Source organism: Pontibacillus yanchengensis Y32 (assembly GCF_000770635.1).
GTDB classification, from domain to species: domain Bacteria; phylum Bacillota; class Bacilli; order Bacillales; family BH030062; genus Pontibacillus; species Pontibacillus yanchengensis.
In genome coordinates, this window is the sequence record NZ_AVBF01000072.1 from 1 (window position 1) to 17,027 (window position 17,027).

Genomic DNA, 17,027 nt, shown 5'->3' on the forward strand with positions numbered 1-17,027 from the left:
GCACATTAAAGGATATATGTATCTTCGTGAAGCTATCTCAATGGTATATAACGACATTGAGTTATTAGGTTCCATCACGAAAGTGCTTTACCCTGACATCGCTAAAAAATACAATACTACAGCATCTAGAGTAGAACGTGCCATTCGTCACGCTATTGAGGTGGCTTGGAGCCGTGGTAACATCGATTCCATATCATCCCTATTTGGTTACACTGTATCCATGACAAAAGCAAAGCCTACCAATTCTGAGTTTATTGCCATGGTGGCAGATAAACTTCGCTTGGAGCACATGGCTGTTTAAAACACGAAAAATGCTCATGAACTTATAATTTATTATGCTTACACTGGTTACAAACTACATCTTTTCCAAAACTTACTATACCAGTGCTTTATCTAAACCTCTTATGCCATTGGGTGTATTATTTAATCCACTCCATGCTTTGAGGTTTTTATTTTTTTGGCTGTGTTAAAGTTTGTTGTTGATATAATAATGAAAAAGTTTTATGTTCTTCAACAACATAACTGGTGAGGCTGGACTTGTTACGTTTGTGAGGGAGGGCCTGGGTTGAAATGGTTCGCTTTCCGCGGAGGAACATGCAAGCCTCCTCGTTCGGCTACGCCTCTCTGTGGGGTCTCGCATTGTCCCTTCTTCCTGAGGAGTCTCACCATTTCCCTCCGCCCATCGGTATGTAGGATAACAGATCCATCGTAGTTAGTGCCAAGTTGAGTATAATGATGTTAACAGATTAATCAATCTGTTTATAACCCTAAATTCCTTGATACAGCATGTTTTACCACCCGGAATATATGCGTTAATAGTGTTGAAACTTCCCCTTATTCCAATTGAAAGGCAAATACCTTCCTAGATAAGTACTCCAATACATGGCGTTGAATCGTTGGGAATTTGCGAGACTCCTGCGGAAAAACGATTGTGTGAAGACCCCGCAGAGAGGCGAATCCTGAACGAGGAGGCTTCACCGATTGTCCGCGGAAAGCGAGTGAATCCCCAACGATTCAACCACTCAGCACCAAAAATCTTATTCCAGATTATGTTTCTTATATGAATGAAACTATTTAGATTATTTGATTCCAAAATCAACACCAAACTTTAACATAACTATCTTTTTTGATGCGATATTACATAGTGTATATACAAATAAAAAGAACATGAACAATATATTATTCACGTTCTTTACTAAGCGCTATTGATTTGGATGTTTGGGCTTATCATAATAGATATATACTCCGTTCTGGTGATGGGATTAGTTGGGTGGAATAGCTATTCTTTTTTTTGTTTATCAAACATACGACTAAGACTGAACCAATGTCCTTTTGGTGCATCTTGTGAAGAAGATACTTCTTTTAAGGATTGTATGGTCTCATTCAGTTCATTCTCTAAAGATGAAAATCGCTCTTCATCGAAACGCCTGAGTTCGTTTTTTAATTGGCGAATTTCGTATAAAAGATGCTCATTGAATTGTCGTTGTTGTTCATTTTCACGTTGTTGTGATAGTAATAACCTTTTTATTTCTTTTACGTCATCACCCAGTTCTTTGTTCGAAGTATGTGGAGGTAGTTGATCCATAACTTGTGGGCCTTTAAATTTTGCATTAATGTCTTCTCTTTTGTAGCCATCATTATAAAGTTGCCTTATTGTTTTAACTGTGTCTAAGTCTGTAGCCTTTAATTTGTTTTGCCTACCTACCTTTTTTACTTCAATAAATTCTTGGTGGTTTATTAAATACCTTTTCAGAGTTGCCTTTGGTATTCCGGTCAGTTCCTGAACTTCGGTTAATCCTAGAAATGTATTGATTTCTCCGTCGTCATGCATTTAAATGCCCCCTTTATTAAACCTTTCACTAAATAATTCGACACATCCATATTCAATTTCCTGCATTTGCTTTATTGATTATGTTAATTTTCAGACATTTTAATAGAAAAACATCATAATTCTTTAATGATATAACGTGGTAACGAATTAAAAAATATTTGAAAAAAGTCTTACAACATTGGGGTATTCATGATAAGATTATGAATTATATGAAAAGTACAAGAAGTGGTGATCATACATGAAAGTAGCAAAATTTGGAGGTAGTTCAGTTGCAAGTGCAGCTCAACTACAAAAAGTAGCAAATATTATTATCTCTGATTCTGAGCGTAAATTCGTAGTCGTTTCTGCACCTGGAAAACGTCACTCAGAAGATCAAAAGGTAACAGACTTATTAATCGAGCTAGGTGAGCGTAGTGTGCGAAATGAAGATTATTCTTCCGTTCTAGAAGCGTTGCTTAGTCGGTTTAATGACATTTTAGATGAATTAGATCTAACGAAAGAAATTGTTGAGGAAGTGAAAGATAATCTACTCTCTATTTTGCAAGGAGAGACGGTATTCACTCACAAGATGGATGCTTTAAAAGCAACTGGCGAAGATACGTTAGCCAAAATACTTAGTCAATATTTAAACTCTTTAGGGTATAAAGCAACTTACGTTCACCCACAAGAAGCGGGTATAATTGTTAGTGATGAACCTGGAAGAGCTCAAGTATTAGATGAAAGCTTTGATCATTTGTACAACCTCCGAGGTAGAGAAGAAATACAAGTAATTCCTGGATTTTTTGGTTATACAAAAGACAATAAGTTAATGGCATTTCCAAGAGGTGGATCAGATATTACTGGTTCCATTGTTGCTGCTGGAGTTAAAGCAGATCTATACGAAAACTTCACGGATGTGGACTCTGTTTATTGTGTGAATCCAAAGATTGTCCAATCTCCACAGGAAATTAATGAATTAACCTATAAAGAAATGCGTGAACTTTCGTATGCAGGTTTTTCTGTCTTCCATGATGAAGCCCTTATCCCAGCATTTAAAGCGAAGATTCCAGTTTCTATTAAGAATACGAATCATCCTGATAAAAAAGGAACGATGATTTCGGCTACAAGAGATATAACAAATGGTCCTGTTGTAGGAATTGCTAGTGATAACGGATTTATAAGTATCTACGTTAGTAAATACCTAATGAACCGTGAAAAAGGTTTTGGCCGTCACTTATTGCAAATTTTAGAAGAAGAGGATATATCTTTTGAGCATGCACCTTCTGGAATTGATGATATGTCTGTCATATTAAGAGAAAATCAATTGACATCAGAAAAAGAAGAAATCGTTATCCAACGTATTAAGGATGAACTAAAGGTGGATACAGTTACGATTGATCGTGACTTAGCTATGATTATGATTGTAGGAGAAGGTATGAATAGTACAATCGGTGTTACAAGTAAAGCATCCACTGCTTTCTCTGATGCGGGTGTAAATATTGAAATGATTAACCAGGGATCATCTGAAGTGTCTATGATGTTTGGAGTGAAAGCTGAAGGTTTAGAACCAGCTGTTCAATCATTATATAAGGCATTTTTTGAAACAAAATAACGAAACAAAGCTGAAGAGGTCAAATTAGACTTCTTCAGCTTTTCTTTTGTGCATAGTTAATTAACTCACCTGGTGTTTGCATGCCTAAATCCATACAGTCCTGTAATAACTTCTGGAATAACTCAGCTGTCATCGTTGCATCATTCAGTGCATGGTGTCGTTCAAGTTTACTTATACCGAGGTCCGATATAATAGTATCAAGCTGAATTTTATTGTTTGGATATAATTGTTTGACCAGCGATTGAGCATCAACAGAGTATGGCGTTTTAACAGGGAGTTTCCATCTCTTGAGCATCGTTTGTAAAAAGTTCATATCAAATGCAGCAGGATATGCGACGAGAATAGTGTCCTTACTGAATTCAAGGAAGTTATAATAGGCATCACAAAATGAATGACCATTTTTTAAGTCTTCACGTGACATACCCGTAAGTTCAAGTGTTCGTTTGGGGACAGGTCTAATGGGATAAATATGCTGATGGAAACGTTCATACTGGATATGTTGTGTACCATATATGCGTATGGCTCCAATTGATATAATCTCATGTCCGACCTCTGGTAGTAGTCCAGTTGTTTCTAAATCAAAAATCGTGAACGGCGCTGTTGATAGATCCTTTGTAAGAAGGCTTTCGTCTCTTTGGTAGTTCTCTAAACGAATTTTTAACTCAGTGTAGTCTACTGTTCTTAAGTAAGGTCTGATTTTATAAGCATATAGTGGCTTCTCGAACAGGATATATTTTAAAATTTCTAAATCAATAGGTAGCACTATACCACCCGATTTCGATTATAGCTTAACTCAAGTACCTGTTGGAGTCTTTTAGCTATAAGGAGTGCATCCCTTAATTCTTTTCGTTCAGATTTATTCAAAGAGACTAAACTGATGTCATTAGACAATGGCTGATCATGACGAATTTCTTTCAAGTTTTGCTCTAGTCGAAATTTTAATAAACGATGCAAGGAAAGCTTTGCGTTTTCAGCATCTCTAGGGTGAAACCGTTCATGCTCTTCTAATATATCAAGGCGCTTAATGCTATTCACTTCTTCCACACCATATTTAATAGTATAAATTCGGACAGCATTAACAATTTGCATGATAGAGGATTTCTTTAAATTAAGCACTCTGGTTCTGCCTGTTGCGGTAATTCTGCCGAATGGTTGAATAGGAACACGGAAGCGAAGCGTATCCTTCATGAGTAATTGTTGAAGGTTTAAAGATCGCTGAACCCGCTTGGTTACATATTCTCTTAATTGATAAGCAAGGGAAAAGTCTCCAACAATTGGTCGAAAGTCCATGAAGATTGTGAAGTCCCTTATTTCTTCTGCGTCCATTTTATCTAACCAGGTATGAATGGAATTGAACCAAGATTGTAGTGATTTTCTCCATTTTGTTTCTTTTGCCATGATTCCACCTGAACATAGTGGAAAGCCACATGACTCTAGCATGTAATTGATTTTCTCAGTGAATATCTCGAAGAACTCTTCAATGTCTTTTTTGTTATCGAGGTGTTCATAGTTATCGATGATAATTCCATTGTCTTGGTCCGTACTAAAAGCTTGTTCTTTTCTTCCTTCACTTCCCATTACAATAAAACAATAGTTCATTGGTGGTGTGCCATATCCTTCTTTTAACATTGCTTGTTCGGCTAGATGTATCACTTGATTATGGAGTTCATCATTATAGCTTGAAATTAATTCACATACATCATAAGCAAACATTTGGTCTTTAAGTAACTGAGATACGAATTCTTGAAAGGATTGATTGTATCTTGGAGCTAAATTTTTTAATTCATCAAGGGTAGAAGATTTTTGGATTTGATAGCGTAAATCAAAATAGACAGAATCGTGCATTTTTAAGAAGGATGTCTGCCGTAACTGCCCAACTACCTTGTAACGGTGTAAAACCGGTATGATACTGGCTGGATTATGTTTCAAATATGAAATAGCATCATAAATAAAGTCACGTTCGGAAACGAAGTAAGGTTCCTCTTTTACATAATCCTTCACATAGCTATGGAAGTCATTTTTTAAATAAGCTTTAAAGATATCTTGATAATTTAATACACCAAGTAAACGTTGTTCTTCATCACACACAATTAAGCCACCAGCTTTTTGAGCCTCCATTTTTTCAACTGCCTCCACTAGTGTGTTCTCTGAACTGATTAGTGTGGGAGATTCGGAGTAGGTTAGGACACGTTGCTTAAATAAATCGCGATCATGTGAGTCATCATCTGTGTCCTTTGCTTTATGTTTTATCTCATGATAAAGACTTTTCATTAAATTACTGATACCTTCCATAACAACTTTTGAGAAGTCTTGATTTTCCGACATTACCTCTAAAAAGTTCGCTTTGTTAAAACGAAGCGTTTTTGTTTCTTCTAAAGCTTGAACAGAGAATTTCATTTCCCCGCTTGTAAGCATAATCATAATTCCAATAAGGTCATTAGGATAGTAGAACCGGACTGATATTTGCTTTCCGTTGTCTTTATGCATAATGTTCTTTGCAAGTCCTGTTAACACAAAGTAAATATCTATATCATCTTCATCTTCGTCCTCATGAAATATGAATTGATTTGTATGAAAAGATTGTAGAGAAGCACCAGTGAAAATTTTGTTCCATTGTTCTTCAGTCAGTAAATTAAATGGATGTTGGGTTTTGAAAATCTCTAAATATTTTTCCATGAAGGCTTCCCTCCTTATATGTAATTAATCTAGACCTTTAATCACTAATTTAGTATAACAAAAAATAACAACAAAATCTCAGCGATTAGTGGTGCTCATGGGTGTTGAGCGTTTTAATGCTGTTTTAGTGAATCTTCCTGAAACATAGTGAGGTGATTAAAAATAGAAAAGCATAGTGAAGAATATTAATGTGTCGAAGTTATGTAAAGGTTGCATAATACTAGTCGAATGAGACTTTTCACTGGAATTTATCGCTAAAACAAAAAAAGAGGACGATTAAGCGTCCTCTGGCATTCATTATGATTTAAAGCGTCCTTTCGTTTTTCCTAGCTTCCTATCTCTGTATAAAATGAAGCCTGCAATAAAAGCAAGACCTAATAGAAATAATAAAAAACCAACGATAAATTGAAACCATAATGTAAACAATATTGGGTATTCTATCCCAAATAAAGTATCCCGCATAATCTTGATTCCAAGAACAGCAGACGCACCAGGGATAACCAAGATAAAAAGGGCTATAATTCGAATCATAAACGGTCTCTCCCTCTTTGTAACTTCCAATTGTAGTATAGCAAACTACCTATATCATGAAAAGCACAATGACACTTGCTATATTGTGCAGGTTGGAGTATAGTTGAAGTATGCAAATAATTGCAAGGTGATGATGAATATGAAACGAGTACTTGTTGTAGGAGGAGGGAAAGGTGGCACAGCCCTTTTAACTCTGTTAAGCGGAACGGATATGATGGATATTGTGGCAGTTGTAGATATTCATGAGGATGCACCTGGGATTCAACTTGCAAAGCAAAAGAATATTCGCACAGGTCAAGATTGGAAACGCTGGATACATGAGAACATTGATATTGTAATAGAAGCCACAGGCGATGAGGAAGTCTTTGAAGAACTCCTCCAAGAACGATCGAAGAAAACGGTCGTAATACCCGGCTCCGTAGCATACATAACCTCTGAACTGTTAGAGGAAAAAAACAATTTATTATCTGAATTGAAACGGCAAACCAATAACCAAGAGCTTATCCTGAATTCTATTCATGATGGTATGGTAGTGATCGACGGTGAAGAAAAGGTAACCTTCATGAATCGAAGTGCAGAACGCATATTAGGGGTGAAGAAAGAAGAAGGTACCCTAAAGAATATTCAAGAGCTAATCCCAACAACAAGACTTCCACAAGTGCTAAAAGTTCGGCGCAAAGAAGTAAATCAGAAGTTATCATTAGAGAATGGCCGTAAGATTGTTACGACAAGAATCCCTTTAATTGGTCCTAATGATGAGTTAATGGGTGCTTTTTCTGTATTTAAAGATATTACGGAAGTAGTCGATTTAGCGGAAGAAATTACTGATTTAAAAGAAGTTAAAACAATGTTAGAGGCAATTATTCAATCCTCTGAAGAAGCTATATCTGTAGTAGATGAAAATGGCTTGGGAATCATGATTAATCCTGCTTATACAAGAATCACTGGTCTTACGGAAAAAGAAATTGTTGGTCAACCTGCAACGGCAGACATTTCAGAAGGAGAGAGTATGCACATGCGTGTGTTGCAAACTCGCCGACCAGTTCGCGGGGTACGAATGAGCGTAGGTCCTGCTAAGAAAGAAGTATTAGTCAATGTAGCTCCAGTCATAGTCGATGGAAAGTTAAAAGGAAGTGTAGGGGTTTTGCATGATGTATCTGAGATACAGTCCCTTACAAGTGAGTTGAAGAAAGCAAGACAGATTATTCGTAATCTCGAAGCGAAGTACACATTCGATGATATTATTGGTGATTCTTCGGAGATGACGCTGGCTTTAGAGCAGGCAAAAGTCGGAGCTAAAACACCTGCGACCGTCTTACTCCGTGGGGAATCAGGAACAGGGAAAGAGTTATTCGCCCATGCGATTCATAATGAAAGTAATCGACGTCACAATAAATTTATTCGTGTCAATTGTGCTTCCATTGCAGAGTCTATTCTAGAAAGCGAATTATTTGGATATGAAGAAGGTGCCTTTTCTGGAGCAAAACGCGGAGGGAAAAGAGGGCTTTTTGAGGAAGCGAATCATGGGAGTATCTTTTTAGATGAAATAGGAGAGCTTTCCCTTCATATGCAAGCCAAGCTGCTCCGTGTACTGCAAGAACATGAAATAGTTCGAGTAGGTGGAACAAAACCGATTAATATTGATGTGCGAGTAATCGCTGCAACGAATGTGAAAATGGAGAAAGCCATTGTGAACCACACATTCCGAGAAGACTTATATTACAGGTTAAATCGCTTGCCTATTTTCATTCCTCCATTACGCGAAAGACGATTAGATATACCGGGTCTCGTGTTACACCTTGTCCAAAAGTTAAATCAAGATTATGGGCGGAATGTAAGAGAAATAAACGAGGAAGCTTTACAGTACTTGAAAGCATATGATTGGCCTGGAAATGTTAGAGAACTAGAAAATATTATTGGGCGTGCCATGATTTATATGTCGATGAATGAAGAAGAGATACGTTTATCTCATATCCCGGAATTATGGCAACACCCTAAAAACTCCAACGTAGAAAGTGAAAATGTTACAGAGGGCTGGAATGGCAAAAACCTCCAAGAGACATTGGACTTATATGAAAAGAAAGTACTGAAAGAAGCATATCGTTCCAATCAGTTTAACAAAACGAAAACAGCTAAAGCATTAGGGGTCTCTATTCGAAACCTATACTATAAATTAGATAAATACCAAATTGACAGAGATAGCATGCAAGATTTTTCGTGATAAGCAATATTTTGCACGGTTATTCAACCGCCATAAAAGCGCTTTCAAACATTAGGCAGTTGGCACGGTTTTTGCATAAGGTTTATAGAGAAGGATGATTGATATGAAATTAAATTCTATAATGGAACAAGTAGACAAAACTCATCACAAGAAAGTGGCTGTTGCACAAGCTGCAGATGAAGGAATATTAAAAGCAGTTCAACTGGCTCTTGATTCTAACCTAGCTCACTTTCAATTATTTGGTGATGAAAGTACAATTACCAATCTTGCTCAAAGTATTTCTCTAGATATAAATAGAGAAGAGCTTGAAGTAATCCATGTCAGCGATGTAGAAGCAACTCCCACAGAAGCTGTTAAAGCTGTGTCTAGTGGGAATGCTGATGTTGTGATGAAAGGAAACATTGATACAAAAACTTTACTGAAAGCTGTTTTAAACAAAGAATATGGTCTTCGAACAAAGAATGTTTTATCTCACGTTGCGTTATTTGAGATACCGAACCAAGACCGGCTTATTCTGCTAACTGATTCTGGTATGAATCTCGAACCAAATCTCGAGGAAAAAGCTCAGATTATATCAAATGCTGTACAAGTAGCCCGAGCTATTGGAGTGGAACTACCTAAAGTAGCCCCTTTAGCTGCAGTTGAGGTAGTTAATCCTACTATGCAGCCTACGGTCGATGCTGCATCTCTAACCCAAATGCAACGAAGAGGTCAAATAAAGAATTGTGTTGTGGATGGGCCGTTAGCATTTGATAACGCAGTATCATTAGAGGCTGCTCAACAAAAAGGAATTGAGTCTGAAGTAGCTGGAAAGGCTGATATTTTACTTGCCCCTTCTATTGAAGTGGCGAATGCACTATATAAATCATTCATTTATTTCTCAAACGCCAAGGTTGCCGGTGTAATAAACGGCGCCAAATCTCCTATAGTATTAACTTCTCGTGCTGATTCAGCTGAGAGTAAATTATATTCACTAGCATTAGCCTTACTAACTTCGGAAAGATCATAGAGGAGGAATTAGGAATGGAAATTTTTAAGTATATGAAGGAATACGATTACGAGCAACTAGTATTTTGCCAAGACGAACAGTCAGGTCTAAAAGCAATTATCGCAATACATGATACGACACTTGGGCCAGCACTTGGCGGTACACGTATGTGGACATACGCATCTGAGGATGAAGCTATTGAGGATGCTTTACGACTAGCTAAAGGGATGACATATAAAAATGCTGCTGCTGGGTTGAATTTAGGTGGCGGTAAGACTGTTATTATTGGTGATCCGAAAACAGAGAAAAATGAAGAAATGTTCCGTGCATTTGGCCGATATATCCAAGGACTTAATGGACGTTACATTACAGCAGAAGATGTTGGAACTACTGTTCATGACATGGATACAATTCATGAAGAAACGGATTATGTAACAGGTATTTCACCAGCATTTGGCTCTTCAGGTAACCCATCCCCTGTGACGGCTTATGGAGTGTACAGAGGTATGAAGGCTGCAGCCATGGAAGCGTTTGGAACGGATTCTCTTGAAGGAAAAGTAATTGCTGTTCAAGGTGTTGGGAATGTAGCTTATAACCTATGTAAACACCTACACGAAGAAGGTGCTCAATTAATCGTAACAGACATTAATAAAGAGGCTGTTAATCGTGCTGTAGAAAACTTTGGGGCGAAAGCTGTGGAAACAGAAGAAATTTATTCTGTAGACTGTGATATTTATGCACCATGCGCGCTAGGTGCTGTAATCAATGATGAGACCATTCCACAAATTAAGGCAAAAGTGATTGCTGGAGCGGCAAACAACCAGTTAAAAGAATCTAGACATGGCGATCTCATTCATGAGATGGGCATTGTGTACACTCCTGACTATGTTATCAATGCTGGTGGTGTTATAAACGTAGCTGATGAATTATATGGCTATAATTATGACCGTGCCATGAAACGTGTAGAAGGACTTTATGATACTTGTACTCGTATTTTCGAGATTGCAAGACGCGACAATATTCCAACTTACATGGCAGCAGATCGCATGGCAGAAGAGAGAATTGAAAAAATGCGCAAAACAAAGAGTACGTTTTTGCAAAATGAACATCACATCTTAAGTCGTCGCTAATCACATCTATTGGAGGTCAATATCTTGCAACAAACATATAGAACACTTGTGATTAACCCAGGATCTACTTCTACAAAAATCGGTGTCTTTAATAACAATCAATGTATCTTTGAAGAAACCATTCGACATAAGGTTGAAGAGACATCCAAGTATCCAAGAATTGTAGAACAATTCGACTTCCGTAAAAAAACAATATTAGATGCCCTTGATCATGAGGGCATCAATATATCCAAGCTGGATGCTGTTTGCGGAAGAGGTGGGTTACTACGGCCGATAGAAGGTGGAACGTATAAAGTAAATGAAGCCATGTTACAAGACTTACAGGATGGTTATAACGGGGAACATGCTTCCAATTTAGGAGGCATGATAGCTAATGAGATTGCTAAAGGTTTAAATATTCCTGCATTTATCGTCGACCCTGTAGTTGTTGATGAACTGGCATCTGTTGCTCGATTTTCTGGTGTGCCAGAAATTCCTAGAAAGAGTATCTTTCACGCATTGAACCAAAAAGCAGTTGCCCGCAGAGTATCGAACGACTTAGAAAAATCCTATAATGAGCTAAATATGATTGTCGTCCATATGGGTGGAGGAATAACGGTTGGCGCCCATATGAATGGTAAAGTCGTGGATGTAAATAATGGTCTTCATGGAGATGGTCCATTTTCTCCTGAGCGTGCTGGTACTGTGCCAGCAGGTGACTTAGTGTCAATGTGTTTTTCTGGTGAATATTATCGCGAAGAAATTATGAAGAAATTAGTTGGTCAAGGTGGAATTATGGCTTATCTTGAAACCAATGATGCAATTGAAGTGGAAAAGCGAATTGAAGCTGGTGATGAAGTAGCTCGAGAAGTGTACGATGCTATGGCCTATCAAATAGCGAAAGAAATTGGCTCAATGAGTGCTGTTATGCTAGGAAAAGTTGATGCAATAGCATTAACAGGAGGTCTTGCATATGGTAAAGAGTTTGTCTCGATGATTACAGAACGAGTTAATTGGATAGCAGATTGTTTAGTTTATCCTGGTGAAAACGAATTACAAGCTTTAAATGAGGGTACATTACGTGTGCTCCGCAATGAAGAGCAACCTAAAACCTATCCCAATCCAGTTGGGTGAAAGGGGAGAGATCAATGGCAGAAGAATATGATTTAGTCGTTCTTGGTGGCGGAACAGGAGGATATGTAGCTGCTGTTCGAGCTTCACAATTAGGATTAAAAACAGCCATTGTCGAAAGTGGCAAATTAGGTGGGACATGCCTTCACAGAGGATGCATTCCATCTAAAGCATTACTGCGAAGTGCAGAGGTATTTAAACAAACAAAAGAAGCCGATACATATGGAATAGAAACGTCAGAACCAACGTTAAACTTCTTTAAAGTTCAAGAACGGAAACAATCCATTGTAGATACACTTCATAAAGGCGTACAAGGATTAATGAAACAAGGAAAGATTGATGTATTTGAAGGATTTGGACGAATTCTAGGTCCGAGTATTTTTTCACCATCAGCAGGTACGATTTCGGTAGAGATGAACAATGGCGAAGAAAACCAGATGCTTATTCCTAAAAATGTTCTCGTTGCAACAGGTTCAAGCCCTAGAACCTTACCTGGTCTGGAAGTAGATGAACAGTATGTCATGACTTCTGATGAAGCGCTAAGTATGGAAGAGTTACCAACATCTATTGTTATTGTTGGTGGAGGAGTCATTGGAATCGAATGGGCTTCCATGTTGGCAGATTTCGGAGTGGAAGTTACGGTACTAGAATATCTAGATCGCATTTTACCTACAGAGGATCACGAAGTCGCTAAAGAAATGACTCGTTTGATGAAGAAAAAAGGTGTAAAACTCATAACAGGCACAAAAGTTATGGGGGATACCTTGAAAAAAGAAAATGGTATTGAAATCCAAGCAGAACGAAATGGTGAAACAGAAACGTATAAAGCTGATCGCATGTTAGTTTCAGTTGGACGTACACCGAATGTTAAAAACATTGGCTTAGAGAATACAGATATACAAGTAGAGAATGGTGCCATTCAAACGAATAAGTTTTATCAAACAAAAGAATCTCACATTTATGCAATCGGAGATGTCATTGGAGGCATGCAACTAGCTCATGTTGCTTCACATGAAGGAATCATTGCAGTGGAACACATGGCTGAACAAAATCCTTTGCCTATGAATATGGAACAAGTGCCATCTTGCATATATTCGAACCCTGAGGTTGCAAGTGTAGGTCTTACAGAAGAACAAGCCAAAGAACAAGGATATGATGTGAAGACAGGTAAATTTTCCTTTAAAGCTATCGGTAAAGCTTTAGTGTTTGGGGATACAGATGGTTTTGTGAAGATTGTAGCTGACAAACAAACAGATGACTTGTTAGGGGTTCATATGTTGGGACCTCATGTAACGGATATGATTTCAGAAGCGGGACTTGCGAAAGTATTAGATGCAACCCCTTGGGAAATTGCCCATAGCATCCATCCTCATCCAACGCTTTCTGAGGTAATGGGTGAAGCAGCTCTTGCTGTAGACGGAAAACAAATTCACGGATAATAAGGAGGGATTCTTGTGGCTGAGAACCGCCATGAACAATTAGGCCTTTCAGATGAAAAAGTTTTAGAAATGTATCGAACAATGTTACTTGCTAGAAAAATAGATGAACGTATGTGGTTGTTAAACCGTTCAGGTAAAATTCCATTCGTCATCTCCTGTCAGGGACAAGAGGCTGCACAGGTAGGGGCATCGTTTGCTCTTGATTTAGAGAAGGATTATGTAGCACCGTATTATCGTGATATGGGTGTGGTACTGTCATTTGGAATGACTGCGCAGGAATTAATGCTTTCTGGTTTTGCAAAAGCAGAAGATCCTAACTCAGGTGGGCGTCAAATGCCTGGACACTTCGGTCAAAAGAAAAATCGTATTATCACAGGATCTTCACCTGTTACAACGCAAGTACCTCATGCAGTTGGCTTTGCGCTAGCAGCCAAAATGCAAAAAGAGGATTTTGTTGCTCTAACGACATTAGGAGAAGGTTCTTCTAACCAAGGTGATTTCCATGAAGCTTTAAACTTTGCCGGTGTTCATAAGCTACCTGTTATTACAATGGTAGAAAACAATAAATACGCAATTTCCGTACCAGTGGAAAAACAAATCGCATGTGAGAAAGTATCTGATCGTGCTCAAGGATATGGTATGCCTGGCTACACTGTTGATGGAAATGACCCACTTGCTGTCTATGAAGTTGTGAAAGAAGCAGCCGACCGTGCACGAAGTGGAAAAGGTCCTACCTTAATTGAAACGGTTTCCTATCGATTAACCGCTCACTCTAGTGACGATGATGATCGTACGTATCGTGAGCAGGAAGAAGTTGAAGAGGCGAAAAAGAAAGACTCTCTCATCACGTTTAAAGCTTACTTACAAGAAGTAGGAGTTTTAACGGAGGAAAGAGAACAGCAACTTGAAGATGAACTGAAGAAAATTATTAATGATGCGACAGATTATGCTGAAAACGCACCATATGCGGAACCAGAGAGTGCTCTGAAGTATGTATATGCCGAAAACGAGTAGGGAGGGGAAGAAACCATGCCAGTAATGTCATATATCCAAGCAGTGACTCAAGCGTTACATGAAGAAATGGGGCGCGATGAGAAAGTTTATGTGTTAGGGGAAGACGTTGGTAAGCGCGGTGGTGTATTCCGTGCTACAGATGGTCTTTATGATAAATTTGGAGAGGAACGTGTCATTGACACCCCTCTTGCTGAATCAGCTATTGCCGGGGTAGGGATTGGTACTGCAATGTATGGCTTGCGACCTGTAGCTGAGATGCAGTTCGCAGACTTTATCATGCCAGCTGTTAACCAAATTCTATCCGAAGCTTCCAAAATTAGATATCGTTCCAATAATGATTGGAGTTGTCCAATTACGATTCGTGCTCCATATGGTGGTGGCGTACACGGAGCGCTATATCACTCTCAATCTGTTGAATCTGTGTTTGCTAATGCGCCAGGATTGAAAATTGTCATGCCTTCTACACCCTATGATGTAAAGGGCCTATTAAAAGCAGCCATTCGTGACGATGATCCTGTCCTTTTCTTCGAGCATAAGCGTGCCTATCGTTTGATTAAAGGGGAAGTTCCTGAAGATGATTATACACTTCCAATTGGAAAAGCTGATGTGAAAAGGGAAGGATCTGACATCACGGTTATCACTTATGGTCTTTGTGTACACTTCGCACTACAAGCGGCAGAAAAGCTAGCAGAAGAAGGTATTGATGCACACATTCTTGACCTTCGTACTGTTTATCCTTTAGATAAAGAATCTATTATTGAAGCGGCTAAGAAGACAGGGAAGGTTCTTCTCATTACAGAGGACAATCTTGAAGGTAGTATTATTAGTGAAGTTTCTGCAATCGTATCAGAAAACTGTCTGTTCGATTTAGATGCACCAGTTCAACGTTTAGCTGGGCCTGATGTTCCATCAATGCCATATGCTCCATCTATGGAAAAATACTTTATGATGAATCCAGATAAAGTAGAAAAAGCAATGCGTGATTTAGCTGAATTCTAAAGTGATAAGGAGGGTTTGGATTGGCTAAAGAAAAAATCAATATGCCTCAGCTAGGGGAAAGTGTTACAGAGGGAACCATTAGTACATGGTTGGTCTCTGAAGGAGATACTATCGAAAAATATGACCCGATTGCTGAGGTTATGACGGATAAAGTAAATGCAGAGGTTCCTTCTTCTTTTTCAGGTAAGATTGTTGAATTTGTTGCTCAAGAAGGGGATACGCTAGCTGTTGGTGACCTTATGTGTTACATCGAAACAGAGGATGCAGGAGAAGAAACGAAACAAGCTGATTCTCAAGAAGACAAGCCAGAGGCACCTGTTGAAAAGGATGCTATCGGTGAAGAAGAAGCGGATGCGGATCAGCCTATGAAAAAGCGCTATTCTCCAGCTGTATTACGTATGGCTCAAGAAAATGATATTGATCTAAACCAGGTCAAAGGATCTGGTCGAGGTGGGAGAATCACTCGAAAAGACCTTGAGAAGATTATTGAATCTGGAGATATACCAAAAGAACAACCGAAACAAGCTGCTGCTTCACAAGAATCTGAAGAAAAACCAAAAGAAACAGCTCCATCTCAAGAAGCGCCAAAAGCAGCACAACCAGCACCTTCTGGACCACAACCTACTGCTCAAGAAGGCGATGTAGAAATCCCAGTTACAGGTGTTCGTAAGGCGATTGCACAAAATATGGTTAAATCTACACAAGAGATCCCACACGCATGGATGATGGTGGAAGTGGATGTAACCAATTTAGTAGAGCTTCGAAATTCACTTAAAAATGAATTCAAACAAAAAGAAGGCTTCAGCCTAACGTTCTTTGCTTTCTTCGTAAAAGCTGTTGCACAAGCATTGAAAGAATATCCTCAGCTAAATAGTACTTGGGCAGGGGACAAAATCATTCAACGAAAAGCAATTAATCTCAACATTGCAGTAGCAAAAGAAAACGAATTATTTGTTCCAGTCATAAAGAATGCGGATGAGAAGAGCATCAAAGGTATTGCAAAAGATATCACGGACCTTGCTGAGAAAGCTCGTAACGGCAAGCTAACCAACGATGATATGCAAGGTGGAACATTCACTGTAAACAATACTGGTTCCTTTGGATCAGTGCAGTCAATGGGAGTTATCAATCCACCACAATCTGCAATCTTGCAAGTAGAATCGATTGTTAAACGTCCAGTATTTATGAATGGAATGTTTGCAGCACGAGACATGGTTAACTTGTGTCTATCACTAGACCACCGTGTATTAGATGGACTTGTAGCAGGTAATTTCCTAGCACGAGTAAAAGAGTTGCTAGAGAAGATGACGAAAGAAAATACTTCTGTATATTAACAAACCAAAACACCTCAGGGATGTAGTAGTATCCTTGAGGTGTTTCTTTTAAAGTTCGGTGATTTTGAAATTAACTAATCAAAATGGGAGTATTCAAGATAAGAAGCATAATCTGGAAGACTTGGATTCGAGATAATTATTGGTTAAGGGGAGGGTCCTGGAG

General features: G+C 38.5%; 14 protein-coding genes. 10 read left to right on the top strand and 4 right to left on the bottom strand.

Annotated elements, in window-relative coordinates; translation table 11 throughout:
- A partial coding sequence (locus tag N782_RS17590; protein WP_036823335.1) for a sporulation initiation factor Spo0A C-terminal domain-containing protein occupies window positions 1–301 on the top strand: 301 nt, incomplete at its 5' end.
- Window positions 302–1,279: 978 nt separating this feature from the next.
- Here the strand turns inward: N782_RS17590 and N782_RS17595 are convergent.
- Window positions 1,280–1,831, bottom strand: coding sequence for a hypothetical protein (locus N782_RS17595; protein WP_036823338.1), 552 nt, complete (start codon window positions 1,829–1,831; stop codon window positions 1,280–1,282).
- A gap of 238 nt (window positions 1,832–2,069) precedes the next feature.
- Here N782_RS17595 and N782_RS17600 point away from each other — a divergent pair, with 238 nt between their 5' ends.
- Window positions 2,070–3,422 (top strand): aspartate kinase, encoded by a 1,353-nt coding sequence (locus N782_RS17600; RefSeq protein ID WP_036823341.1) that lies wholly within the window; start codon window positions 2,070–2,072, stop codon window positions 3,420–3,422.
- 34 nt (window positions 3,423–3,456) lie between these two features.
- Here N782_RS17600 and N782_RS17605 read toward each other — a convergent pair whose 3' ends face one another.
- The 3 genes from N782_RS17605 to N782_RS17615 all read right to left on the bottom strand — a co-directional run bounded on the left by N782_RS17605 (window position 3,457) and on the right by N782_RS17615 (window position 6,629).
- Entirely contained in the window at window positions 3,457–4,185 is a 729-nt protein-coding gene (locus N782_RS17605; protein WP_036823343.1) for a 3'-5' exonuclease, read from the bottom strand.
- Entirely contained in the window at window positions 4,185–6,098 is a 1,914-nt protein-coding gene (locus tag N782_RS17610; protein ID WP_036823346.1) for a DUF294 nucleotidyltransferase-like domain-containing protein, read from the bottom strand. The genes N782_RS17605 and N782_RS17610 overlap by 1 nt, the downstream gene beginning before the upstream one ends.
- A 297-nt stretch (window positions 6,099–6,395) precedes the next feature.
- Complete coding sequence (locus N782_RS17615; RefSeq protein ID WP_036823350.1) at window positions 6,396–6,629, bottom strand: DUF2627 family protein; 234 nt, start codon at window positions 6,627–6,629, stop codon at window positions 6,396–6,398.
- A 139-nt stretch (window positions 6,630–6,768) separates the two neighbouring features.
- Between N782_RS17615 and N782_RS17620 the strand changes: the two genes are divergently transcribed.
- The 8 genes from N782_RS17620 (at window position 6,769) to N782_RS17655 (ending at window position 16,864) form a co-directional block, all read left to right on the top strand.
- Window positions 6,769–8,850, top strand: a complete 2,082-nt coding sequence (locus N782_RS17620) for a sigma-54 interaction domain-containing protein (protein WP_036823352.1) — start codon at window positions 6,769–6,771, stop codon at window positions 8,848–8,850.
- Between the two features lie 103 nt (window positions 8,851–8,953).
- Window positions 8,954–9,859, top strand: coding sequence for a phosphate butyryltransferase (gene yqiS, locus N782_RS17625; protein WP_036823355.1), 906 nt, complete (start codon window positions 8,954–8,956; stop codon window positions 9,857–9,859).
- Between the two features lie 14 nt (window positions 9,860–9,873).
- The gene (gene bcd / locus N782_RS17630) at window positions 9,874–10,968 is read left to right on the top strand and encodes a branched-chain amino acid dehydrogenase (protein WP_036823357.1); all 1,095 of its coding nucleotides are present in this window, start codon (window positions 9,874–9,876) and stop codon (window positions 10,966–10,968) included.
- Between the two features lie 21 nt (window positions 10,969–10,989).
- Entirely contained in the window at window positions 10,990–12,081 is a 1,092-nt protein-coding gene (gene buk, locus N782_RS17635; protein WP_036823370.1) for a butyrate kinase, read from the top strand.
- A gap of 14 nt (window positions 12,082–12,095) precedes the next feature.
- A complete protein-coding gene (lpdA, locus tag N782_RS17640; RefSeq protein ID WP_036823359.1) occupies window positions 12,096–13,517 on the top strand; it encodes a dihydrolipoyl dehydrogenase in 1,422 nt (473 codons plus the stop codon).
- A gap of 69 nt (window positions 13,518–13,586) precedes the next feature.
- Complete coding sequence (locus tag N782_RS17645) at window positions 13,587–14,531, top strand: thiamine pyrophosphate-dependent dehydrogenase E1 component subunit alpha (RefSeq protein WP_084103151.1); 945 nt, start codon at window positions 13,587–13,589, stop codon at window positions 14,529–14,531.
- A 15-nt stretch (window positions 14,532–14,546) separates the two neighbouring features.
- Window positions 14,547–15,530 (top strand): alpha-ketoacid dehydrogenase subunit beta, encoded by a 984-nt coding sequence (locus N782_RS17650; RefSeq protein WP_036823364.1) that lies wholly within the window; start codon window positions 14,547–14,549, stop codon window positions 15,528–15,530.
- Window positions 15,531–15,550: 20 nt separating this feature from the next.
- On the top strand, window positions 15,551–16,864 hold the full coding sequence (locus N782_RS17655) for a dihydrolipoamide acetyltransferase family protein (RefSeq protein ID WP_036823367.1): 1,314 nt from the start codon (window positions 15,551–15,553) through the stop codon (window positions 16,862–16,864).
- The last annotated feature ends 163 nt before the right edge of the window (window positions 16,865–17,027 follow it).